The sequence below is a fragment of the Halopseudomonas sabulinigri genome (genome assembly GCF_900105255.1).
Lineage (GTDB): Bacteria > Pseudomonadota > Gammaproteobacteria > Pseudomonadales > Pseudomonadaceae > Halopseudomonas > Halopseudomonas sabulinigri.
On the sequence record NZ_LT629763.1, the window covers coordinates 2,563,786 to 2,585,631 of the forward strand.

A 21,846-nucleotide genomic window follows, 5' to 3' on the forward strand; every position below is an offset into this window, starting at 1 on the left:
TACTGGCACCACGCCAAGCTGGCCCGCAATTTGCTCTTCATCACTAAAACCTGCCCAAGTGGTCAGGATATAAAGCCAAACACTAAACCCCTGTGGAGAAAGACTATGTTAAAGAAAGCATCCGGCGTTCTGGCGATGGTCATCGCCATGTCTGCCAGCGGTATGGCAGCAGCTGCCGATAAGGTTACCTACCAGCTCGACTGGTTGCCCGGTGGCGACAAGGCCCCGGTCTACGTTGGCGTACAGCAGGGCTTCTTTGCCGACGAGGGGCTGGAGGTCAGCATCGCCAGCGGCCGCGGCTCCACCGACGCTATCACCAAGATCGCCACCGGGCAGGCCGACATCGGCAGTGCCGACATTGGCGCCCTGATGGCCGCCCGCGCGCAGGATACCGTGCCGGTCAGCGCCGTTTACATGATCTTCAACCAGGGCCCGCACGCTTTCTTCTCGCTGTCTGACTCCGGCATCGAGAGCTTCAGCGACATCGCTGGCAAAAAGGTCGCCACCTCACCGTTCACCTCATCCAATGCTTTCCTGCCGCTGGTGCTGAAAGCCAACGATATGCCCGCTGACGCGGTCAGCCTGACCAAATCCGATCCGGGCGCCCTGGGCCCGATGCTGGTCACCGGCAACACCGACGCCATCATCGCCTGGGTCACCAACATCGCCCTGTTCAAGCAACAGGCCGCGGCCGCCGGCAAGGACATCAACGTGATCCGCTGGTCCGACGCCGGTCTCTCGCTGTACAGCTCCGCTGTGGTCGCCAGCGACAAGTTCCTCGGCGAGCGCCCGGACGTGGCCAAGCGCTTCATGCGTGCCTTCGACAAGTCGCTGCGCTTTACCAATGAGCACCCGGAAAAGGCCGCAGCTGACCTGCACACCATGGTGCCTGAAGTCGACGCCGCCGTTGCTACCGCACAAATCGGCGACTCCATGGAACTGGTGTTCAACGACATCAGCAAGGCCGACGGCCTGGGCAGCATGACGCCCGAGCGCATCGCCACCACCTGGAAGTGGGTCGCCGAGGCCAACGAGCTGAGCGTCGACTCGCTTGATCCGGAAACCATCGTCAACCGCGACTTCATGCCTGCTGCGGAGTAACACATGGAGCACACTAGCGAACGCGCCTTTGTGCGGATGGCGGGAGTGGGTCATCGCTACGACCCCACCCCCGGCAGTCCGATGGCGGTGCAGAACATCGACCTCGACATCAACCGCCACGAGTTTGTGGCGGTGGTGGGCCCCTCCGGCTGCGGCAAGAGTACCTTGCTGCGCATGGTGTCCGGCCTGTTGGTGCCGAGCGAGGGTGAAGTCAGCGTATTCGGCAAGCAGGTCAACGGCCCCCGTGACGACGTTGGCATCGTGTTTCAAAAGCCGACCCTGCTGCCGTGGCTGAGCGTTCGCAAGAATGTGCTCTTTCCGCTCAAGCACAAGTTTGGCCGCTATGGCGCGCAGGATGAAAAGCGCGCCAACGAGTTGCTGGCCATGGCTGGGCTCGAGGCCTTTGCCGACAAGATGCCGGACGAGTTGTCCGGCGGCATGCAACAGCGTGTGGGCATTGTCCGCGCGCTGCTGCTCAATCCCGACATTCTGCTGATGGACGAACCATTCTCCGCACTGGATGCCATGACCCGTGAACAGATCGGTTTCGATCTGCTGAAAATCTGGGACGAACAGCCCAAGACGGTGCTGTTCATCACCCACTCGATTTCCGAAGCCGTATTGCTGGCCGACCGCGTATTGGTCATGAGCAAGCGACCCGGCAGTGTGCTGGACCTGATAGAAGTAGACCTGCCGCGCCCGCGCAGCCCCGAGACCATCAAACATCCCCGCTTCAGCGAGCTGACTGACCGCATAAGGAAACATATCTATGAGCCAGACGCCCACTGACGCCGCCGCGCGCCGCGCGCTGCTGTTGAACCTCTCGCCCTGGCTATTCTTTGTGGGCTTGATCGTGCTCTGGGAGGTGGTTTGCCGCGTCTTCGAGCTGCCGACCTACGTATTGCCGGCACCCTCGGCGATTTTCAGCGCCTTTTTCGACGTTGAATTCAGCCGCTGGATGATGCATCTGTGGGCTACGCTGCGCGTGGCGCTGATGGGCTTTGCGCTGTCGATCGTGATCGCCATTCCGTTGGCCATTGCCATGATGCGCTCGGAGTTTCTCTCGCGCACCCTCTACCCGCTGCTGGTGGTGATCCAGTCCACGCCGGTGGTCGCGGTCGCGCCGCTGATCATCGTCATGATGGGCTCGGACGATCCCTCGCGCGTGCTGATTACCTGCCTGCTGACCTTCTTCCCGCTGGTGGTCTCTACCGCCACCGGGATCAACGAGACGCCGGGAGAACTGATCGAGCTGAGCCGCTCGCTGGATGCACCGACCCGCCGCGAAACCTGGCAGATCCGCATTCCCTACGCGATTCCGCACATCTTCAGCGGCCTCAAGGTAGCGATCACCTTGGCGATCATCGGCGCCGTGGTGGCCGAGTTTGTCGCCGCCGAAGAAGGGCTCGGCTATTTCATCCAGTTCTCGACCTCGTTCTTCAAGATTCCGCAGGCCTTTGCCGGTCTGTTCTTCCTCGCCATTGTCAGCCTGCTGCTGTTCAAGTCGGTGCAATGGACCCAGCAGATCTTCTTCGCCTGGAGCCTGCCGAAGAAAAAATAAGTCGCTGCCGGGCATTACAAACACTGCCCGGCCACGCCCTACATCCAGCAATAGATGCAACAAGGACCATTTTTGTGAGCCATACCGAACGCGACATCCACTTTCTGCGTGACAGCTTCCGCCTGGCCGAACAAGCCGCCGAGCAGGGCATCCACCCCTTCGCTGCCATCCTCGTCGATGCCGACGGCAAGGTGCTGATGGAGCAGCTCAACGCTTTCCTGCCCGATCACGACATGACCGGCCACGCCGAGCGGGTGCTGATGACCCGCGCCAACACCACTTACTCACCAGAAGTGCTGGCCGGCTGCACCATGTACACCTCCGCCGAGCCCTGCGCCATGTGCGCCGGCGCGGTGTACTGGGCCGGCGTTGGCCGCGTGGTCTACGGCGCCAGCGAAAAGCGCCTGAAAGAACTCACCGGCAACCACCCGGAAAACCCCACCCTGGATCTGCCCTGCCGCACCGTGTTCGAGTCCGGTCAGCGCAAGGTCGAGGTGGTTGGCCCGCTACTGGAAGAAGAATCCGCCCAGGTGCACTTCGAGTTCTGGAAAGACTGACCCTCAAGCCGGAACCGGAAGGGAGGCGGGTGCCTCCCGGCCAGCGGCGGTGGGGCTGGCCACGGCGCTAGAGATGCTGTCAGACCTTACCGGCAACGCCGCGCCCCGCTGGCGAGACCCTCTAGTTCTCAACCCTGGCAATCAACCTTGCCGGTAACGCGCCGGGGTCATGCCCTGCCAGCGGCGGAAGGCGCGAACGAAGGCGTTCTCGTCCGAAAAGCCGAGCTGTTCGGCAATGTGCGCCACGCTCTGCTTGCCCTGTAACGCCTGGCAGGCCATTTCCTGCAGCACGTTCTCGCGCAGCGCCTTGAACGACAGGCCTTCCTCGGCCAGTTTGCGGTTCAGGTGGCGACCGCTGATGTTCAATTGCTCGGCGATGCGCTCCTTGCCCCAGCGCGGCTGCAGCCGCACGGCGCGCTGGACTTCGGCGCTGAGGCTGTGCTGGCCGAGGGCTTCGAGCGTTTCATCGGCCAGCTGGCGCAGATGCTCACGCAGCGCGCTGTTGGCCTGAATCAGTGGCAGCGACAGCTGGTCGACGCTGAAGCTGAGGCGGTTGTGGCCGGCGTTGAACTGTAGCGGGCAATCGACCAGCTCACGGTAGTCGGCTTCTGCGCTGAGCGGCGCATGGGCAAAGTGAATGCTATGCGGCTGGAAGCGCCCGCCGGTCGACCAGCGCGTCAGGTTCAGCTGCGTGGCCAGCACGGCCTCGACTCGCTCGGCCTGACGTACCGCCAGATGCGGCTGGTATTCGATCCAGGCCAGTGCGCCCTGCTGCTGCAGGCTGAAATCACCGCCGGCACCAATCACCGGGGCGTACTCCACCAATTGCTCCAGCGCCTCGCCCAGAGTGTCGCAGGTGACCAGCAGCATGCCGGCGCTATCGAGATGCCCCACCTGAATATCCAGCCCCAGGCGCAGCCCGGCAAGCGGGTCGGGCAGCAGGGCGCAATAGCTTTCCCAGAGTTCATCCTGCACCGCCAGCGGTATGCGCTCGCGCGCCTGCAGCCGCGAACACAAGTGCGCGGGCAGAGCCACGCCATGCCGCGCTGCGGACTGCAGCAGCGCCTGGGCGTAGAGTGGGGTGACGCTGTGGGTGTCGTCTGACATGGCGTGAATTGCCGGTTTCCTGTCCCGTTTGGTGCGATACCCGCACAGGCTGATTAGCTAGACTCTGCATCATAACAACAATGTCCCTGATCGGAGCACACCACATGTACGCTGTCATTGGCGCCGGCCCCATGGGTCTGGCCACGGCCCGCAACCTGCAGAAACTGGATATCCCCTTCGTCGGCCTGGAGCTGAACAACGATGTGGGCGGCCTGTGGGACATCGACAACCCGCACAGCACCATGTACGAGACCGCGCACCTGATTTCCTCCAAGCGGATGACCGAGTTCGCCGAGTTCCCCATGGGCGAGGAGGTGGCCAGCTACCCGCACCACAGCGAACTGAAACGCTATTTCCGCGACTACGCCACGCATTTTGATCTGTATCGCCACTACGAATTCAACACCCGGGTGATCAGCATCAGCCCGCAGAGCGGTGGTTGGCAGCTGGTGACCGAGCGCAACGGTGAGCAGCAAAGCCGCCACGTGGAAGGCGTGCTGATTGCCAACGGCACCCTGCACACGCCCAACCGGCCACAGCTGCCGGGCGAGTTCGCTGGCCGCATCATGCACTCCAGCGAGTACCGCGACCCTTCGGTATTCAAGGACAAGCGCGTGCTCATCGTCGGCTGCGGCAACTCGGGCGCCGACATTGCCGTGGATGCGGTGCACCATGCCAAATCGGTGGATATGAGCCTGCGCCGCGGCTATTACTTTCTGCCCAAGTTTCTCAAGGGTCGGCCTATCGATACCCTGGGCGGCAAGTTCAAGCTGCCGCGCAAACTCAAACAACGCGTGGATGCGGCGCTGATCCGCTTCATCATGGGCAAGCCATCGGATTACGGCCTGCCCGACCCGGACTACCGCCTGTACGAGTCGCACCCGGTGGTCAACTCGCTGATTCTGCATCACCTGGGGCATGGCGATATCAAGGCGCGCCGCGACATTCAGGGCCTGAACGGCAATGAAGTGGATTTTGTCGACGGCGAAAGCGCCGAGTACGACCTGATCCTGCTCGCCACTGGCTACCAGCTCGATTATCCCTTTGTGGACCGTCAGCATCTGAACTGGCCGGCCCAGCTTGACGCGCCGCAGCTGTACCTCAACGTGTTCCACCCCGAATACCACAACCTATTCATGATGGGCATGATCGAAGCGGCCGGGCTGGGCTGGGAAGGGCGCAATCTGCAAGCGCGATTGGCCGCGCTCTACATTCACCAGCGCCAGCAGTGCAGCGCCGCCGCGCTCACCTTTGACCAGATCAAGCGCACGCAGGCCACAGCCAGTCTGGACGGCGGCTACGACTACATCAAGCTGGCGCGCATGGCCTACTACGTCAACAAGGATGCCTACCTGGCGGCCCTCAAGCAGCACATTGCCGAGCTTGAAGCCGGGCTTGAGCAGCACGCGCCGCAGCCGGTAGCCGCCACATGAGCGGCGCGCTGCCGATCCAATTTGATCCGGCCAGCCTGATTCTGCTCAACATCATCATGGCCGGGATGATGTTTGGCGTCTCGCTGACGCTCAAGCTGGACGACTTCAAACGCCTCCTCAAGGCGCCGGTAGCACCGGTGGCCGGTCTGTTTGCGCAGTTTCTGCTGCTGCCGCTGGCCACCTGCCTGCTGACCTGGGTGCTGCGCATTGACCCCGAGCTGGCGCTGGGCATGATCCTGGTTGCCTCCTGCCCCGGCGGCAGCTTCTCCAACGTGATGACCTGGCTGGGCAAGGGCAACGTGGCGGTGTCGGTCAGCATGACGGCTATCTCCAGCCTGGCTGCCACCGTGCTAACACCGCTCAACTTTGCCTTCTACGGCTGGCTCAACCCGCATACCCGCGCCTACCTCACGCAGATCAGCCTGGAGCCGGGCAGCATTCTGCTGATCGTGCTGCTGGTGCTGGCGGTGCCGCTGGTTCTCGGCATGCTCAGTGGCCGGCGCTGGCCGCAGCTGGCCCAGCGCAGTGAAAAGCCGCTGCGGGTGATCTCGTTGCTGGTATTTCTGGGCTTTGTCGGCATTGCCTTCAGCAACAACTTCGCGCTGTTTATCGAGCGCTTCAACAGCTTCTTCTGGCTGGTGGTGGCGCACAACCTGCTGGCGCTGTCGCTGGGGTACGGCATGGCGCGGCTGATGAAGCTGCCGGTGGCCGACCGCCGCGCGGTGACCATGGAGGTGGGTATTCAGAACTCCGGGCTGGGGCTGGTAATCCTCTTCACCTTTTTCCCCGAGGCCGGCGGCATGATGCTGATCACTGCCTTCTGGGGCACCTGGCATCTGGTTTCCGGGCTGACCCTGTCTCAGATCTGGTCACGCCAGAGCCGCCGCGCCGCCGAACACGCACAACACCTTGCCGCCCAGCGCGGCGCAGAACAGAGCCTGTAAGCATGAGCAAACGCATTCTTATCACCGGCGCGGCCGGTTACATCGGCCATCAGCTCGGGAACCGCCTGGCCAAGGATTATCACGTGGTGGGCACCGACCTGCGCAGCCGCGATGACGTCGACTTCCCACTGCAGATCATGGATATCCGCGACCGCGAACTGGCGGCGCTGCTGAAGCAAAAGCAGATCACCCACGTGGTGCACCTGGCCTCCGTTCTGCAAGCCTCGAAGGACCGCGAACGTGACTTTGATATCGACGTCAACGGCACCCGCAACGTACTGCGCGCCTGCATCGAAGCCGGCGTGCAGCACCTGACGGTCACCAGCTCGGGTGCGGCCTACGGCTATTACCCAGACAATCCGACCTGGATTGACGAAGGCGACGCCATTCGCGGCAACGCCGAGTTTGCCTATTCCGATCACAAGCGGCAGGTGGAAGAGTTGCTGGCCACCTTCCGCAGCAACCACCCCGAGCTGCAGCAACTGATCTTCCGCCCCGGCACCGTGCTGGGCACGGACACCCGCAACCAGATCACCGGGCTGTTTGAAGCCAAGCGCGTACTGACCATCAAGGGCAGCGACTCGCCCTTTGTGTTCATCTGGGATCAGGACGTGCTTGCCGCCATGGAAATGGGCATCCGCGAAGACAAGCGCGGCATTTACAACATGGCCGGCGATGGCGCCCTGACTATGCGCGAAATCGCCCAACGGCTGAACAAGCCGACGCTCACTCTTGCGCCCTGGGTGCTGAAGAGCGCACTGCAAGTCGCCAAATGGCTAGGCAAACCCACCGGCCCCGAGCAGATCAACTTTCTGCGCTACCGCCCGGTGCTGAGCAATCAGCGGCTGAAGAACGAGTTCGGCTATCAGCTGCAGAAAACCTCGGCCGAGACCTTCGATTTTTTTGTCGAAGCCCGGGGGCTGCGGCGCTGACGGGAAGGCCGAGTTCCTACTCGGCCAAGGTGCTGCGGCGCGCTCGCGGGTCGAGTTGGAACTCGACCTTCCCGGGCGGAGCGACTTTGCAGCGCAGGAACTGTTCAGCTCACATCAAACAACAATAAAAGAATACGCCAACATGAAGACAATATTGATCACCGGTGCCGCCTCCGGCCTGGGCTGGGCCATGGCGCAGCGCTGGTTTGCCGCCGGCCACCAGTTAGTACTGGCCGATATCAACGCCGAACTGCTGGCCGAGCGCGAAGCTCAGCTCAACGCGCCAGAGCGGGTGCTCACGGTGGTCGCCGACATCACCCAGGCCGAAGACATCCAGCGCCTGATCGGCGCCACCGAACAAAAGTTTGGCCGGCTGGATAGGCTGGTCAACAACGCCGGTATTACCCACCGCTCACCCGCGCACAAGACTGACCCGGCGGTGTTCCGCAAGGTCATGGCGGTCGACTGGCAGGGCCCGGTGGAACTGACCATGGCGGCGTTGCCGCTGCTGCGCGCCAGCCGTGGCGAGATTCTCTGCATCGGCTCCATGGCCGGCTGGATGCCGGTGCCGGGGCGCGCCGCCTACTGCGCCGCCAAGGGCGCGCTGACCCAGTTCTTCGAGGTGCTGCGGCTGGAGCTGGAAGCCGACGGCATCCACGTGTTGATGGTCTACCCCAGCTTTCTCGACACGCCCATCGAGCACAACGCCCTGGGCAAGGATGGCAAGCCCGCCAGCCACGCGCGCTCCATGGTCGGCGGCATGCGCAGCGCGGAATGGATGGTAGAACTGATCGACAAAGCGCTCGCAAACGGGCAACGTTGGCTGCTGCCCGAGCCGGTGTCGAAATTCGGCAGCCTGCTCTGGCGCTTCGCCCCGGCGCTTTACTTGCGTCAGGTACGCAAACGTTTTGCCGGAGAGCTAAGTTGAGGGCTCAATGATCGTCGACCCCTGGATCTGGCTGGGTGTCTTTATCCTGCTGGCTTATACCATCGAAGCCATTACCGGCTTCGGCAGCATCGTTATAGCACTGTCACTCGGCGCACTGCTGCTGCCCATCCCCGAGATGCTACCGGTTCTGGTGCCGTTGAATATCTTCATGAGCGGCTATCTGGCCTGGCGCAACCGTCAGCACATCCAATGGTCGTTGCTGCTCAAGCTGATTCTGCCGCTGATGCTGCTCGGCATGCTGCTTGGCTACGGCCTGCGGCCTTGGCTCGACGGCCAGCTGCTCAAGGGACTGTTCGGTCTGCTGGTGCTCTGGTTTGCCGGGCGTGAATTACTGCGCCTGTTTCGCGGCCATGAAAGTGCCGCCCATCCCGGCTGGCTCAGCCGCAGCCTAACGCTCGGCGCCGGCGTCACCCACGGCCTGTTCGCCTCCGGCGGCCCGCTGCTGGTCTACGCCCTGGCCGGCACCACACTGGACAAGAGCAAACTGCGCGCCACCCTGATCAGCGTCTGGTTTGGCCTCAACAGCAGCATGACCCTCCTGTTCCTGCTCGACGGCAGCCTGCTGCCCAGCGTGCCGCATATTCTCAGCTACCTGCCGCTACTGGTGATCGGCGTACTGCTGGGCGAGTTTCTGCATCACCGCCTGAACGAGCAGCGCTTTCGGCAGGTGATTTATTCGTTGCTGGTGGTGACGGGGGGGTTGTTGTTGGGTAAGGCGGTGGTGTGAGCGCGGCTGGTCGAGTTGGAACTCGACCCTCCCGGCCACGATGCGAGGCCTTTATAAACTCGCAGCGCAATCAACCCCACCGGACCTGATACCGCGTACTCCGCCCACCGCCCGGCAGGCGCTCGATGCAGCCCTTGTCCAGCAAGTCAGCCAGATGCCGCGTTGCCGTCGCCTTGGATACCTTGGCCACGGCCTGATATTGCGCTGCGCTGATGCCCTGTTCGAAACCGCGCTCGCCGCCATCCAGCAATCGGTTTAATACCTTTTTTTGCTCGACAGACAAGGCCAGGGTGCGGCGCTTTTGCCAGTAACGCGCCTTTGCAAGCAGCCGCTCAATACGCGCCAACGCCTCCTGCAGGCTGTGCAGCAGGGTAGTGAGAAACCACTCCAGCCAATCGGTAATGTCCAATCCGCCTCTTTGGCTGGCTTCCAGAATGCGGTAGTAGCCCGCCCGGTTGGCCAGGATACTGGCCGACATGGCATGTAGCCGAATAGCCTGCGGCTCGGCTTGGGCCAGCGCCAGATCGGTGATGGCGCGGGTGAGTCGGCCATTGCCGTCGTCAAACGGGTGCAGGGTGACAAACCAGAAATGCGCGATACCCGCGCGCAACAACGGATCAAGCGTGTCGTCGCGACGGCTTGCGTCAAACCAGGTCAGGAAGGCATCCAGCGCCAATTCCAGCCCTTCACGTGGTGGTGCTTCAAAATGCACCTTGGGGTTGTCCAATCTGCCGGAAACCACCTGCATGGGATCATCGCCACGCAACGCCGCCACGTGAATCGGACGCGACAGCGACGCCCCTTGGCTGGGGAACAAACAGGCATGCCAGGCAAACAGCCGCTCGGCACTCAGGGGTTGCGCCAGATTGGTGGTGGCATCCAGCATGAGGTCTGCCAGCCCCTCACTGCGCGCGCTGACTTTGCCCTCGGGCGCCAAACCCAGCCGCCGTGCGAGGGATGACCGCACCGACTGCACGTTAAGCGTTTCGCCCTCGATCGCGGAGGATGTAATGATGTTCTGCAGCAGTGCATCCAGACTAGTGCGCGCCTCTTCGTCGGCCTCGACCGCGCCCGCCATCCCCAGCAGTCGGCCCTGAGCCTGAGTACAGGCACGCAGCAACGGCGCCAGGCGCTCCGTTTGCCATACAAAGCGCGGCCAATCCGCTTGCTGCCATATCCAGAATGCTGTTTGCATCGGCTTCCCAACAGTTAATGAGCTGAATAGCCACTCTATTCGGCTCACGTTATGAGCCGAATTTACCGGCTAATCGGCTCAAATGCCAGGCTTGGAGATCGACCCTCTTGAGCGCGACACTTTTCGTTGTAGGCGACGTTAGCGGGTCCTCTGAATGCGCACGAGCCTGGTGGCCAGGACGACAGCCATTCAACAAAAAACCCCGCGCAATGGCGCGGGGTTTCTGGTTACGGCTGCAATAACCGAATTACATCTCAGGCCATACGGCGATATCGATAATGTTCTCTGGCAGGTCGGCAACCATCCCCAGCGCGGTGGGTGTGCCGGTTTTCAGGTCCACGGTGTGCAGGGTGCCGTTGGCCAGTACGTAGGCGGTGTTGCCACCTTTGCCGTCGCTGGCGATGTCCATCGCCGCGGCGTCCAGGCCTTTGGCCAGTTCACCTACCGGTTTCTGTACGCCGTCGTTCGGCGGATCCTGCAGCATCAGCATGCCGCTGGAAAGGTCGATGGTGTAAAGCTCGGTTTTTTCGGTGCCGGCGAAAGAGTCGGTGTAAGCGCCGGCCACCACTTTTTCCATCATGTTGTCGTGCTTGAAATCGGCAGCGTAGGCCACGCTACCGTCGGTGGCGACTTCACCGGTTTCTACGTTGACGCGGTAGTTGGTGCCATCGGCGGCCAGCAAACGCAGGCGGTCGGCCTTGGGGTTGAAGTCGACGACTGCATGCTCACTGCCCGGCAGCGCTGAACTCAGCTTGGCGCCGACGGTGGCTTTGCCGGTGGCGGCATCAATGGTGTACAGCTGGTCACCGCCGCCGAGGGCGTAGAGCGTGCCGTTGGCAGGGCGTACGTCTATGCCGCGCAAGTCGCTGGCGCCATCTACTTGCATACTGGCGGTCACTTTGAGGGTATCGCTGTCGATTTTGTGCAGCATGCCGTCTTCGCTCAGCGCCAGCAGGTGGGCGGCGCTGGCAGTGCCGGCGGCGAGTGTGAGTGAGGTGGTCAGGAGCAGTTTGTTGAACGTATTCATCTGTGATTCCTCGCATTCAATGGGTGATGGGCTTGGCCCATCCAGCTGGGTGCTTTGTAAGTCACCTGTTAGCTAATACCCGCGGGGATTGGGTTTGGATGTCGGCGGATGAAAATAAATTTTGCGGCGCCGCATTTGCGCCGCCCCCTGATAAAGCTCAGCAGCCAGCGATTTCCGGGGATTGGCTGGCCAGTTGAGTGCCGGTTACGCCTCCCGGCCAGAAAGAGGAAGAGGCTTGCCCATCTCCCCCTGACGCCCCCGGCACCCGGCGGCGCTGCTCGCCAGCCAGGCGCAGATACCGCCTAGTTACTCGCGATCAGTACCGCCCGCCCGATATACAACACCGGCCCGGTAGGTCGATCCAACGGCGAGCCGCCCTGCGGCTCCAGCGTCAGCTCAAACAGCTGCCCGGCCTGCACGGCGCCAATCTGCTCGGCACTCAGGGTAACGCCCTTGCCCGGCTCGATCAGGCCCAGTGAACGCGGCCCGTCCTTGGGGTCGATCAGCGTCCAGAACTGCACGCTGCGACCCGCCGGTATGGCGTCGGCCACCAGCGATTGCAGCTTCAGCGTGCCATCGCCATCGACCGTCACCACCCAGCCCGGCTTGGCGCTTTCACCCGGTACCTGCAGCACGGCGGTGAAGCTGTCGCCGCTCGGTGCATCACGCAGCACACCGGGCAGCCAACTGAGCAGTACCAGCAGCGCCAGCGCGCCGCTGGTCAAGCGCCACAGGCCAAGGCTGTTCCACCAACCGGCGGCACCCTCAGCGGCGTTAGCCTGCGCTGCAGGGGCCCAACCCAGGCTCTGCTGCACCCGCTCCCACAATACCAACGAAGGGCTTTGCGCTGGCAGCTCGTCCGCCAGTTCCAGCAGATGTTGCTCCCACTCCAGCGCCATGCGCGCGGCCTCGCGGTCGCGGGCAATCAACGCGCGCACCTCGCTGGCCTCCGGCTCTTCGAGCAGGCCCAGCACGTATTCGCCGATCAACGCCCGACGCGGCTCAATTGCCTCTGGAATCATGCCTGCAAACACTCCTGCAATGCGCGTAGTCCGGCGCGGATACGTCCCTTGATAGTGCCCAGCGGCGTGGACAGCCGACTGGCAATCTGTTCATGGGTCAGGCCCCGGTAAAAGGCCAAGAGGATCGGATGGCGACGTGGGCGCTCCAGCTGCCGCAAACAACGCCGCAGCTCACGGCCGTCCGACTGCTCGCTGGCGATGTCTTCTGCCTGCGCACCGTCATCGGCCATCTGCTCGATAAAGCCGTCGTCGGTATCAACCAGCCGCCCGCGACTGCGCAACTGATTCAGCGCCCGGTAACGCAGAATGCTGTAAATCCAGGCACGGCCCTGACCCAGCGAGCGATCAAAACGATCCGCGTTGTGCCACACCTTCACCAGCGCATCGTGCAAACAGTCCTCCGCCTGATCCCGCCGCCCCAGCAAGGTAATGGCCAACCCCAGCAACTGCCCCGCCTCGCGCTGATAAAGCCGCGCAAACGCGCCCTTATCACCCCGCGCACAGGCCTCCAGAGTGCCCTCGTAATCAAACTCGCTGTCTGCCATACCCGCTTCCTGTACTCAATCGCCGTTCCGTCCCTGCAGGCTATACCCCCGAGCAGGCATTACGGATGTCGCGCAGTGAAATAAAGTGGGGAATTCGTGAGGAATTGTTTCGGTGGCCCGCACAGCGTCAGCCGCTCACCCCGCAGCAGAGGTCAACGATATGTAGCGAAGAACGACGAGTCCGTGAGCCGAATAAAGCCGCTATTCGGCTCACAAGGGAGAAGGGTTAACCGCAACCGCCACTGGTCAAAAACAGGGTTGGCAAACCAACCAAAGCGTAGCACTATGCCAGTAACTGTTTTTTACAGACCCCTTTCTGGAGGCACGGATTCCTGACGACCCCAACCCACAAAACCAAACGCCCCGCCCGTTGCTGGCCAAGGCAGCGTTGTGACGCGCGTGCGCAGCCATAATGGACTTATATCGCACGCAGTTTAACGTGAGGAATAACAGCATGAGCACGCACAAGTGACTGATAAAAAACAAGTATCTAGTTATTTTCCACGCACGTTATACCGCGTATTAACGCAGCGTTCTATCTAATCACTGTTAGGACAGATACATGCGAAATGAAGACGGCACTTTCTGCAAAGACTGTCACTTTCAGCTTGATGAAGCCTTAACAGCTAACAAAAATTATCCATGTCCGAGCTGTGGTTCAACGGAAAGATATATAAATATGTCGATGTTTGAAGGAGTTAATCTCTACGACTCATGGGGTGCTCAGTCCAAAGATCCCAAGCATCCCGGAAAAAGAAAAGTTCGGTGGGAAACGTTTGTTGGGTGGCAACGGAGCCATAAATTACAAAGCATGGTTCATAAAACGAGAACTATTGACCGTGACAATGATACGTACCAAGAAATAGTGACCGATCCAAAAACCGGAGAGATCATTCACCGTTGTGAAGAGCCGCTCTCCGAACACTTTGGCCATGGCTCAGCAAAGCGGAAGTCCTAACAATCGGCTGTTGTCGCCCCTGCGGGGCTGGGACGGCCTTTCCGCCGCTTCGCGGCTACAAGTCCGCCCCAAAGCCGGGCGTTAAGCAGAACTATCCGGCACCACTCGGACCCAAATCCCATCTGCGCGGGCGAGTAGCGCAGAGCTGCCGGGAAAAAGGCGCTTGCGGTGTCTGAGCGCAGCGAGTTTGCAAGTGTCCCCGGCAGCTTGAGCAACGCAGCGAACCCGCAGGGCCGCGCAGCTGGGTGCCCTGGGGAGTTGTTAGAGGGGAATGGGCAAGCATTCCCCTCTAACTCGCCAGCAAGGCGAAAAACAGAGACGAGCTGCCCACCAAGACCGATCCCAGGCACAAGCCCCAAAACATGCTGCACCCGCCATCACCCCAATGATTCCCCAATAATCACCAAACCACCCCTTGGCTCCCAAGCCACCCCACCAGTGCTAACGTCACCCCATCCACAACACCAACAAGAGAGCCCCAAACATGTCCCAAGCCGCTGGCCGTCAATCCATCTTCATCACCGGTGCCGCCTCCGGCATGGGGCGTGAAACAGCGCGTTTGTTTCACCAACAGGGCTGGTTCATCGGTGCCTTCGACGTCAACCAGGCCGGGCTGGACGCGCTGCAGCAAGAGCTGGGCGCCGACAACTGTATCACCCAGACGCTGGATGTGAGCGACAAGGCGCAGTTTGAGGCGGCGGTCGCCTCCTTTGGCGCCGCTACCGATGGCCGTATGGATGTGCTTTTCAACAATGCCGGCATCATCATGCGCGGCTTTTTCGATGAGATGTCGTTCGAGGATCAGCTGAAGATCATCAACGTGAACGTGATTGGCGTACTCAACGGCACCCACGCCGCGCTGCCGCTGCTGAAGGCCACGCCCAATGCGCTGTGCTTCAACACCTCCTCATCGTCCGCGACCATGGGCATGCCACTGATTGCCGTGTATTCGGCCAGCAAGCACGCGGTGAAGGGCCTGACCGAGGCCTGGTCGAACGAATTCAAGCGCTTTGATATTCGCTGCGCCGATGCGCTGCCGGGGCTGATTCGCACCGGCATGACCTCGGACGAATTCTTGCAGACGGCGCCCACCAAGGGGCCGTTCCGGCTGATTGAAGCGATCGAGGTAGCCAAGGTGGTGTGGGCCAGTTACCACGATGCAAGCAAGCTGCACTGGTACATCCCCGAGGAGCTGGCCGAGCTGGACAAGGCCGCGAGCAACGACCCGGAGCTGCTGCGCGACAAGCTGGCGCGCAATATGCCGCAGTAACAAAAACACCAAGGGGCGCCGTGGCGCCCCTTAGTGTTGATCTAGAACAGTGTGCGTCGCTAGCTCACTCGCTGACCGAGCTGACCACCTCCGCTTCAGGCGCGGTCGGCGCCATGGGTATCTGCACCAGGTTGGCTGTTTTCGCCGGCGGCAATTTGTACATGGCGCCGGTGGCGGGATCGACTGCCAGCATGCCAATCAGGCCGCCAAACAGGAGGTTGCCCCAGTACCAGCCATCCATGCTGGAATCCATGGTGTAATCCTGATCCTCGTAACCCTCTTTGGAAAAATGCAGTTTATAACGCTCACCCTTGAAGTACCCAGCGCCTGACTTAAGGGTTACGGTGCTTGGGGTGGTGCCTTGGTGAACCAAGCTACCGTTGCGATTGCGGATCTGGTATTCAGCGCCTGACGGCTCGGATTTAACTACGACGGGGTATTGCGAGTCACTCACGATACTGGCGCAGCCAGAGACCAACAGGGAGGCAGAAATCGAAGCAGCCAAGGCCAGCTTTTTCATGGACGTCATTCAGAAGAATCCTTCTTCAATCGTTTATTTTTAGTATGTGCTGCGCAAGCAGCTTGGCGATCATAATCAGCCCCGCAAATAATGTCATTATGATATTTACGCCATTTCTACCTACTTTTCTGCGCTGATTTCAGACGCGTGACGGATCGCCAGCCGGACTGTCTCATGCACCCTGAAAAGACCTGCTCGTACCGCGAGCGCTGGCTGTCAGCCCATGAGACAGGGGCGCGCCACAAAGACAATACACAACACGCCAGTATTGGGTGTTGCGACGCTGGGCTTCAGGGGTTAGCCTCTGCTGCTGGATAAAAATGTAGTGAGCAATGCATGCAAGTTGTCGTCTGGGATCTGCCTCTTCGTCTGTTTCACTGGCTGTTGGCGCTGTGCGTCATCGGTGCTCTGGTAACGGTCAGCCTGGGTGGTAACTGGATGGTCTGGCATGAGCGGTTCGGCTTGGCGGTAGTGGGGCTGCTGACCTTCCGCCTGGTCTGGGGCCTGGTGGGCGGTACTTACGCGCGTTTTGGCGGTTTCTTCCCTACTCCGAAACGGGTTCTGGACTATATTCGCGGCCATTGGCAGGGGCTGGGACACAATCCGCTGGGTGCGCTCTCGGTCTTTCTGATGCTGGGCTTGCTCAGCTTTCAGGCGCTGACCGGCCTGTTCTCCAACGACGACGTCGCTTTTTACGGCCCCCTGACCCGCCTGGTATCGAGTGAAACCAGCGCCCTGGTCAGCGGCTGGCACCGTTCCACTGAAGAGTTCATCTATGCCGTGATCGGCCTGCACCTGGCGGCGATTGCCTTCTACCGGCTGCGCGGAAAAAAGCTGGTGGGCCCCATGCTGCATGGCCGCAAGACGGTACACCAGATGAAGGACCCGGAGAACGAGGCGGCTGGCGGTTTGGCACTGAGTGTTGCGCTGATTATCGCCATTGGCATGGTCTGGCTGGCCTACGGCGGCTGGATTCCGGCGCCACCGCCGGCACCCGCGGTACCCGCCTGGTAGCTCTGGGCCAGCCCAACACCGGGTACAAAAAAAGGGGTCGCTGCAGTGCAGCGGCCCCTTTTGCGTTGCGCCGGCCTAATCAGTCCAGGCGATACTTCTCATGGCAGGCCTTGCAGGTTTTACCCACTTCACCAAAGGCGACGCGAATGGCGTCCTTGTCTCCGGTTTTTGCCTCGGCAGCCAGGGTATTCGCGGCGGTGCCCATGTTGCCGGCCAGCTTGGCCACGTCTGGCATGTTGTCGAACAGGGCAGGGTCAACGCGGGTACGCTGGTGGCCCACGTCCTTCTCGGTGCCGGGGCCGAAGAGCGCTCCGATGCCGGAATTGGCAATCGCGGCGATGGTGTTGGCGGCGGCCTCGACCTGCTCCTGATTGTACTCAACGCTACCTTCAATCACCTGCGCCTTGAGTTTGCCCATGTTCCAGGCCATGTAGCTGAAGCCGGCCTTGCGAAGTTCAATCTGGTCCTCTGGCGAGACCTGTGCCTGAGCGGTTACGGCAGCGCTCAGCAAAAGGGCGCTCAGGGCGCCGGCAATCACGGTTTTCATGCATCTCTCCTTGTTGGGCCTCAAGCAGGCCTGGGGTCATGTTAACGGCAGCCGGGCCGAGATTGCCATGCTCTAATCAGGGCGTTTCAGCTCGGCCAGGGTGTTGAAGGCAATGTGCGTGCTGGGAAACAGTTGATCCACCTGCCGCGTGATCCAGTCGGTGTGTTCCAGGTGATCCATCAGCGGGCCCTTTACCTCTGCCAGATGCAGGTGAATGCCACGTTCGTTGAGGCCTTCGGTCAGCTCGCTGAGCATGTCCAGCCCGGTGCTGTCGATATGATTGACCGCCGACAGGATCAGTAACACTTCACGGGTATCGGGGTAGTCAGCCAGCGCCTGGTAGATCGCCTGCTCCACGGCCTTGGTGTTGGCAAAGAAGATGTTCTCGTCGATGCGCAGCGCCAGCAGCTGCGGCACGGTTTCAACCAGGTGGCGCTTGGTGTTGCGGAAGTAATGGGTATCCGGCACCCGGCCGATAACCGCGACGTGGGGCCGGCTGCCACGCCACAGCTGGGCGACAATCGACCAGCACACGCCAAGGATGATGCCGCCTTCCACGCCTAGAATCAGCACGCCAAGCAGGGTGCTGAGCAGCGTGAGGCCCTCGGCACGGTCATAGCGCCAGGCGCGGATCAGGCTGCGTACATCAATCAGCGGTGTGACCGCGACCATGATCACCGCGGCCAGCATGACCAGCGGCAGGTAGGCAAACAGCGGCGCTACCGTGAGCAGAATCAGGCCGATGATCAGCGCGGCAATCACGCCCGCCACCGGCGTATTGGCGCCAGCCTCGATGTTCACGCTGGAGCGCGAGAAGCCGCCCGCCACCGCAAAGCCACCGGTGACCGCCGAGCCCAGGTTGGCAGCGCCCAGACCCAGCAGCTCGCGGTCGGGATTGATGCTCTGGCGCTTGCGGCGAGCCAGTGACTGCGCGATGGAGACGCTCTCGACAAAGGTCACCAGGCTGATCAGCGCGGCCGGCAGCAGCAGCTGGCGCAAATCGCCCAGCCCCGGCGTGCTCCATACCAAGGCGGGCAGCCCGGCCGGCAGATGGCCGACCACCGGCACCCCATGGGCAGCCAGATCGAAGTACCAGGTCGCCCAGACGGCTACCACCACCACCACGATAGGCGCCAGCCGTGCCAACAGGGTGGCCAGCGCCCCCGGCAGGCCCAGGCCGCGCAGGTGCCCGGCCATCCAGCTGCGCGCGTAAAGCAGCCAGGCCAGCGCCGCCAGGCCCATGCCCAGCACCAGAGTGTTGACCAGATGCCATTCGCGCACCAGCTCCCGCAGCCCGTGCGGCAGGCTCTCGCGGCCCAGCAGGCTGGGCAGTTGGCTGAACAGAATGAGAATGGCCGCACCACTGATGAAACCGCTGATCACCGGGTGGCTGAGAAAGTTGGCCAGAAAACCGAGCCGCAACAGACCCAATACAAACAGCATGCCGCCCGAGAGCAGGGCCAGCCAGACCGCCAATTGCAGATAATCCGGGCTACCAATGCTCGCCAGCGGCGCCAGCAGGGTAGCGGTCATCAGCCCGGTGACCGCTACCGGGCCGACCGACATGCTCATGCTGCTACCAAACAGCGCATAGCCCAGCAGCGGCAATAGGCTGGCATACAGCCCCACCTGCACCGGCATGCCGGCGAGCATCGCGTACGCCATGCTCTGCGGGATGACCATGATGCTCAGCACCAGACCGGCGGTCAGATCACCGCTCAGCCAGGCGCGGCGATAATGCCGCACCCAGGCGAGCATTTCGGTACCGCCGGGGGGTTGTAGCCGAGGGTTATCGCTCATGCTGTCGCTCTACGGTCAGACCAGGCGAACAGGCCCATGCCGGCGAGCATGGCGAGGACAAACAGCAGCGCCTGCGGTACCAGGGCGCCCGCCGCTACCAGCGCCGGGCCGGGGCAAAAGCCCGCCACGCCCCACCCGGCGCCAAACAGCAGACTGCCGATCACCAAGCGGCGGTCGATCTGTCGGCCAGTGGGCAACTGCGCAGCCTCGCCGCGCAGGGTGGTGCCGCGGCGCTGCACCCACTGCAACGGGATAAAGGCCACGCCAATGGCCCCCAGCATCACCAGCGCCAGTGAGGGGTCCCAGGCGCCGGCCAGATCAAGAAAGCCAATCACCTTGGCCGGGTTGGCCATGCCCGAGAGCAGCAGACCCAAGCCAAAGATCAGCCCACTTGCCAATGCAATCACTGCCCGCATGTTTAGCCTCCCAGCAGGTGACGAAGTACAAACACGCAGGCAAACCCCGCGCCCATAAAGCTCAGAGTAGCCACCAGCGAGCGCGGCGACAGCCGCGCCAGACCGCATACGCCGTGACCACTGGTACAGCCCGAGCCCAACCGCGAACCAAAGCCGACCAGCAAGCCGGCAACCACCAGCGCCAGCGGCCCGGCCGTCACCTGCACTTCAGTCTGCGCGCCAACCAACTGATACAGCCAGGGCGCCAGCAGCAGCCCAAGCACGAACAACAGAGCCTCACGGTTGCCCGCCTGCCACGTCAGTAATCGACCCAGCAAACCACTGATGCCCGCAATGCGGCCATTGAACAGCATCAGCAAGGCAACGGCGGCGCCAATCAGCGCGCCGCCCAGCAAGGCTGAGTAGGGCGTGAACGCGGCCCAATCAATGTTCATCTGGCGTCTCCTCGGCGCAATAGAGACCATAGAGCGTGTGAAGAATGGCTAATGCCTCGCGGCTTGCCACACTGTAGTAGACCTGTTTGCCTTCGCGGCGGGTATCGACCAGCCCTTCGCGGCGCAACACCGCCAGCTGCTGGGACAGAGTCGGCTGGACAATCCCCAGCAGCGCCTCCAGCTCGCCGACATTGCGTTCGCCATCCACCAGTTGGCAGAGCAGCAGCAAGCGGTCTCGATTGGCCAGCGCTTTGAGCAATTGATGGGCCTGGTCTGCAGAACTGCGCAGGCGCTGGATATCGGCTTGGTTATGCATGACAGCAACACAGTCTCTTGAAGTAGGCTATTGACCGACAATATATAAAAAAATAGATTGTTTGCAAGCAGACCCACCCACCGGTAGCAGGTTATGAGTGAAGATCGCGTAGAAGTCACCCTTCAGCAGCAGGAGGGTTATCGCTTTGCAGCCCACTACCGCAACGGCACGCCAAGCCTGATCACCGACGAACCGGCGCCGCTCGGCGGCAATCAGGGGCCTAGCCCATCCCAGCTGCTGGTCACCGCCCTGGCCAACTGTCTGAGCGACAGCCTGATTTTCGCGCTGGGCAAGTTTCGCCAGCCCAGCGACGGCATCCGCACCGAGGCGGTGGGGCTGATGGGGCGCAACGCGGAGAACCGCATGCGCATAGTCGGGGTTGAGGTGACCCTGCATCTGGGCCACCCCGCGGCCGCTTTTGAACGGCTGGAGCGCATCCTCGATCAGTTCGAACAGTTCTGCACGGTGTCGCAAAGCGTGGTCAGCGCGCTGCCCATCACCCTCAAGGTACTCGACAGTGACGGCACACTGCTGAAAGGGTAAACGCAGCCCCCGATCATCCGCTGAATTGCGCATCATCACGCAAACCTGCTGGGCTGGAAACAACCTCCCGGCTGACGGATACTCCGTGGCAACCTGAACAGCCAGCATCGAGAGGACACCTCACCATGAGCAGCCAACGCTTCGATTTGACCGGTAAAACCGCCCTGATTACCGGCGCCTCCAGCGGCCTGGGCGCGCACTTTGCGCGACTGCTGGCCAGCGCGGGTGCTCGCGTGGTGGTGGCCGCGCGCCGGGCCGAACGGCTGTCTGCGCTGGTCGAGGAACTCAAGAGCCAGGGGCATAGCGCGCTGGCGGTGACCATGGATGTAACCGACAGCGATAGCGTTGAAGCCGGCTTCAGCGCCGCCGAGCAAGCCTTCGGCGTGTGCGACATCCTGGTCAACAATGCCGGCATCGGCGATCCGGTGCCGTTTCTGGAGATGAGCGAGGGCAACTGGCGCAGCATGCTGGACACCAACCTTGATGGCGCCTGGCGCGTCGCGCACCGTGCCTGCGTGGCCATGGCCAAGGGCGGGCAGGGCGGCAGCGTGATCAACATTGCCTCCATTCTTGGCCTGCGCGTGGGTACCGCGTTGAGCCATTACGCGGTGGCCAAGGCCGGCGTGGTGCAACTGACCAAGGCTATGGCGCTGGAGCTGGCGCGCGAGAACATCCGCGTCAATGCGATTGCGCCCGGCTATTTCCGCACCGAAATGAACACCGATTATTTCGACACCGAACACGGCCAGAACTACATCCGCAGCAAGGTTCCGATGCGCCGCCTGGGCCAGCTGGAAGAGCTCGACGGGCCGCTGTTGCTGCTGGCCAGCGAGGCCGGCGCCTTCATGACCGGCACGGTACTGAACGTCGACGGCGGCCACCTGAGCAACAGCCTGTAGGCGCAACCGCACTGGCAGCCGGGTGCTGC

25 protein-coding genes are annotated in these 21,846 nt (G+C 62.0%); 14 read left to right on the forward strand and 11 right to left on the reverse strand.

The annotated features are described in order from the left end of the window. The first annotated feature begins 105 nt into the window (after window positions 1–105). From BLU26_RS11545 to BLU26_RS11560, 4 genes are all read left to right on the forward strand, one after another. Window positions 106–1,101, forward strand: a complete 996-nt coding sequence (locus BLU26_RS11545) for an ABC transporter substrate-binding protein (protein ID WP_092286809.1) — start codon at window positions 106–108, stop codon at window positions 1,099–1,101. Window positions 1,102–1,104: 3 nt separating this feature from the next. Further along, window positions 1,105–1,890, forward strand: a complete 786-nt coding sequence (locus BLU26_RS11550) for an ABC transporter ATP-binding protein (RefSeq protein ID WP_092286811.1) — start codon at window positions 1,105–1,107, stop codon at window positions 1,888–1,890. Further along, window positions 1,871–2,662 carry an ABC transporter permease gene (locus tag BLU26_RS11555; RefSeq protein ID WP_092286813.1) on the forward strand — a complete coding sequence of 264 codons (792 nt, stop codon included), beginning with the start codon at window positions 1,871–1,873 and terminating at the stop codon, window positions 2,660–2,662. Before BLU26_RS11550 ends, BLU26_RS11555 begins: the two co-directional genes overlap by 20 nt. A gap of 74 nt (window positions 2,663–2,736) precedes the next feature. Continuing rightward, entirely contained in the window at window positions 2,737–3,219 is a 483-nt protein-coding gene (locus tag BLU26_RS11560; RefSeq protein WP_231701934.1) for a nucleoside deaminase, read from the forward strand. Between the two features lie 141 nt (window positions 3,220–3,360). Here BLU26_RS11560 and BLU26_RS11565 read toward each other — a convergent pair whose 3' ends face one another. Continuing rightward, window positions 3,361–4,326 carry an AraC family transcriptional regulator gene (locus BLU26_RS11565; protein WP_092286817.1) on the reverse strand — a complete coding sequence of 322 codons (966 nt, stop codon included), beginning with the start codon at window positions 4,324–4,326 and terminating at the stop codon, window positions 3,361–3,363. Between the two features lie 104 nt (window positions 4,327–4,430). On the opposite strand from BLU26_RS11565, the gene BLU26_RS11570 reads away from it, so the two are divergent. The 5 genes from BLU26_RS11570 to BLU26_RS11590 all read left to right on the forward strand — a co-directional run bounded on the left by BLU26_RS11570 (window position 4,431) and on the right by BLU26_RS11590 (window position 9,311). Continuing rightward, window positions 4,431–5,759, forward strand: coding sequence for a flavin-containing monooxygenase (locus tag BLU26_RS11570; RefSeq protein ID WP_092286819.1), 1,329 nt, complete (start codon window positions 4,431–4,433; stop codon window positions 5,757–5,759). After that, window positions 5,756–6,703, forward strand: coding sequence for a bile acid:sodium symporter family protein (locus BLU26_RS11575; protein WP_092286821.1), 948 nt, complete (start codon window positions 5,756–5,758; stop codon window positions 6,701–6,703). The genes BLU26_RS11570 and BLU26_RS11575 overlap by 4 nt, the downstream gene beginning before the upstream one ends. Before the next feature lie 2 nt (window positions 6,704–6,705). Beyond that, entirely contained in the window at window positions 6,706–7,635 is a 930-nt protein-coding gene (locus BLU26_RS11580; RefSeq protein ID WP_092286823.1) for an SDR family oxidoreductase, read from the forward strand. 142 nt (window positions 7,636–7,777) lie between these two features. Continuing rightward, window positions 7,778–8,563 (forward strand): SDR family oxidoreductase, encoded by a 786-nt coding sequence (locus tag BLU26_RS11585; RefSeq protein WP_092286825.1) that lies wholly within the window; start codon window positions 7,778–7,780, stop codon window positions 8,561–8,563. Window positions 8,564–8,570: 7 nt separating this feature from the next. After that, on the forward strand, window positions 8,571–9,311 hold the full coding sequence (locus tag BLU26_RS11590) for a sulfite exporter TauE/SafE family protein (protein WP_092286827.1): 741 nt from the start codon (window positions 8,571–8,573) through the stop codon (window positions 9,309–9,311). A gap of 70 nt (window positions 9,312–9,381) precedes the next feature. Here the strand turns inward: BLU26_RS11590 and BLU26_RS11595 are convergent, their stop codons facing one another. From BLU26_RS11595 to BLU26_RS11610, 4 genes are all read right to left on the reverse strand, one after another. Then, window positions 9,382–10,506: a Fic family protein gene (locus tag BLU26_RS11595; protein WP_092286829.1), complete on the reverse strand. Its 1,125-nt coding sequence runs from the start codon at window positions 10,504–10,506 to the stop codon at window positions 9,382–9,384. Between the two features lie 247 nt (window positions 10,507–10,753). After that, window positions 10,754–11,533 (reverse strand): DUF4394 domain-containing protein, encoded by a 780-nt coding sequence (locus BLU26_RS11600; RefSeq protein ID WP_092286831.1) that lies wholly within the window; start codon window positions 11,531–11,533, stop codon window positions 10,754–10,756. Between the two features lie 302 nt (window positions 11,534–11,835). Then, window positions 11,836–12,555 carry an anti-sigma factor gene (locus BLU26_RS11605; RefSeq protein WP_092286833.1) on the reverse strand — a complete coding sequence of 240 codons (720 nt, stop codon included), beginning with the start codon at window positions 12,553–12,555 and terminating at the stop codon, window positions 11,836–11,838. Then, a complete protein-coding gene (locus BLU26_RS11610; RefSeq protein ID WP_092286835.1) occupies window positions 12,552–13,100 on the reverse strand; it encodes a sigma-70 family RNA polymerase sigma factor in 549 nt (182 codons plus the stop codon). Before BLU26_RS11610 ends, BLU26_RS11605 begins: the two co-directional genes overlap by 4 nt. A gap of 562 nt (window positions 13,101–13,662) precedes the next feature. On the opposite strand from BLU26_RS11610, the gene BLU26_RS18600 reads away from it, so the two are divergent. Continuing rightward, window positions 13,663–14,058: a zinc ribbon domain-containing protein gene (locus BLU26_RS18600; RefSeq protein WP_157719357.1), complete on the forward strand. Its 396-nt coding sequence runs from the start codon at window positions 13,663–13,665 to the stop codon at window positions 14,056–14,058. A 484-nt stretch (window positions 14,059–14,542) separates the two neighbouring features. Next, on the forward strand, window positions 14,543–15,328 hold the full coding sequence (locus tag BLU26_RS11615) for an SDR family oxidoreductase (RefSeq protein ID WP_092286837.1): 786 nt from the start codon (window positions 14,543–14,545) through the stop codon (window positions 15,326–15,328). 64 nt (window positions 15,329–15,392) lie between these two features. Here the strand turns inward: BLU26_RS11615 and BLU26_RS11620 are convergent, their stop codons facing one another. After that, entirely contained in the window at window positions 15,393–15,857 is a 465-nt protein-coding gene (locus BLU26_RS11620) for a hypothetical protein (RefSeq protein WP_231701935.1), read from the reverse strand. A gap of 327 nt (window positions 15,858–16,184) precedes the next feature. On the opposite strand from BLU26_RS11620, the gene BLU26_RS11625 reads away from it, so the two are divergent. Beyond that, the gene (locus BLU26_RS11625) at window positions 16,185–16,862 is read left to right on the forward strand and encodes a cytochrome b/b6 domain-containing protein (RefSeq protein WP_092286839.1); all 678 of its coding nucleotides are present in this window, start codon (window positions 16,185–16,187) and stop codon (window positions 16,860–16,862) included. A 79-nt stretch (window positions 16,863–16,941) separates the two neighbouring features. Here the strand turns inward: BLU26_RS11625 and BLU26_RS11630 are convergent, their stop codons facing one another. The 5 genes from BLU26_RS11630 to BLU26_RS11650 all read right to left on the reverse strand — a co-directional run bounded on the left by BLU26_RS11630 (window position 16,942) and on the right by BLU26_RS11650 (window position 20,375). After that, window positions 16,942–17,409: a c-type cytochrome gene (locus BLU26_RS11630; RefSeq protein ID WP_092286841.1), complete on the reverse strand. Its 468-nt coding sequence runs from the start codon at window positions 17,407–17,409 to the stop codon at window positions 16,942–16,944. Window positions 17,410–17,481: 72 nt separating this feature from the next. After that, the gene (locus tag BLU26_RS11635; protein WP_197674485.1) at window positions 17,482–19,209 is read right to left on the reverse strand and encodes a SulP family inorganic anion transporter; all 1,728 of its coding nucleotides are present in this window, start codon (window positions 19,207–19,209) and stop codon (window positions 17,482–17,484) included. After that, complete coding sequence (locus BLU26_RS11640) at window positions 19,206–19,625, reverse strand: DUF6691 family protein (protein WP_092286845.1); 420 nt, start codon at window positions 19,623–19,625, stop codon at window positions 19,206–19,208. Before BLU26_RS11640 ends, BLU26_RS11635 begins: the two co-directional genes overlap by 4 nt. A gap of 2 nt (window positions 19,626–19,627) precedes the next feature. Continuing rightward, a complete protein-coding gene (locus BLU26_RS11645; RefSeq protein WP_092286847.1) occupies window positions 19,628–20,059 on the reverse strand; it encodes a YeeE/YedE family protein in 432 nt (143 codons plus the stop codon). After that, window positions 20,049–20,375, reverse strand: coding sequence for an ArsR/SmtB family transcription factor (locus BLU26_RS11650; protein ID WP_092286849.1), 327 nt, complete (start codon window positions 20,373–20,375; stop codon window positions 20,049–20,051). The genes BLU26_RS11645 and BLU26_RS11650 overlap by 11 nt, the downstream gene beginning before the upstream one ends. Before the next feature lie 93 nt (window positions 20,376–20,468). On the opposite strand from BLU26_RS11650, the gene BLU26_RS11655 reads away from it, so the two are divergent. Continuing rightward, on the forward strand, window positions 20,469–20,918 hold the full coding sequence (locus tag BLU26_RS11655) for an OsmC family protein (RefSeq protein WP_092286851.1): 450 nt from the start codon (window positions 20,469–20,471) through the stop codon (window positions 20,916–20,918). A gap of 125 nt (window positions 20,919–21,043) precedes the next feature. Next, window positions 21,044–21,817 (forward strand): SDR family NAD(P)-dependent oxidoreductase, encoded by a 774-nt coding sequence (locus BLU26_RS11660; RefSeq protein ID WP_092286853.1) that lies wholly within the window; start codon window positions 21,044–21,046, stop codon window positions 21,815–21,817. Window positions 21,818–21,846: the final 29 nt, after the last annotated feature.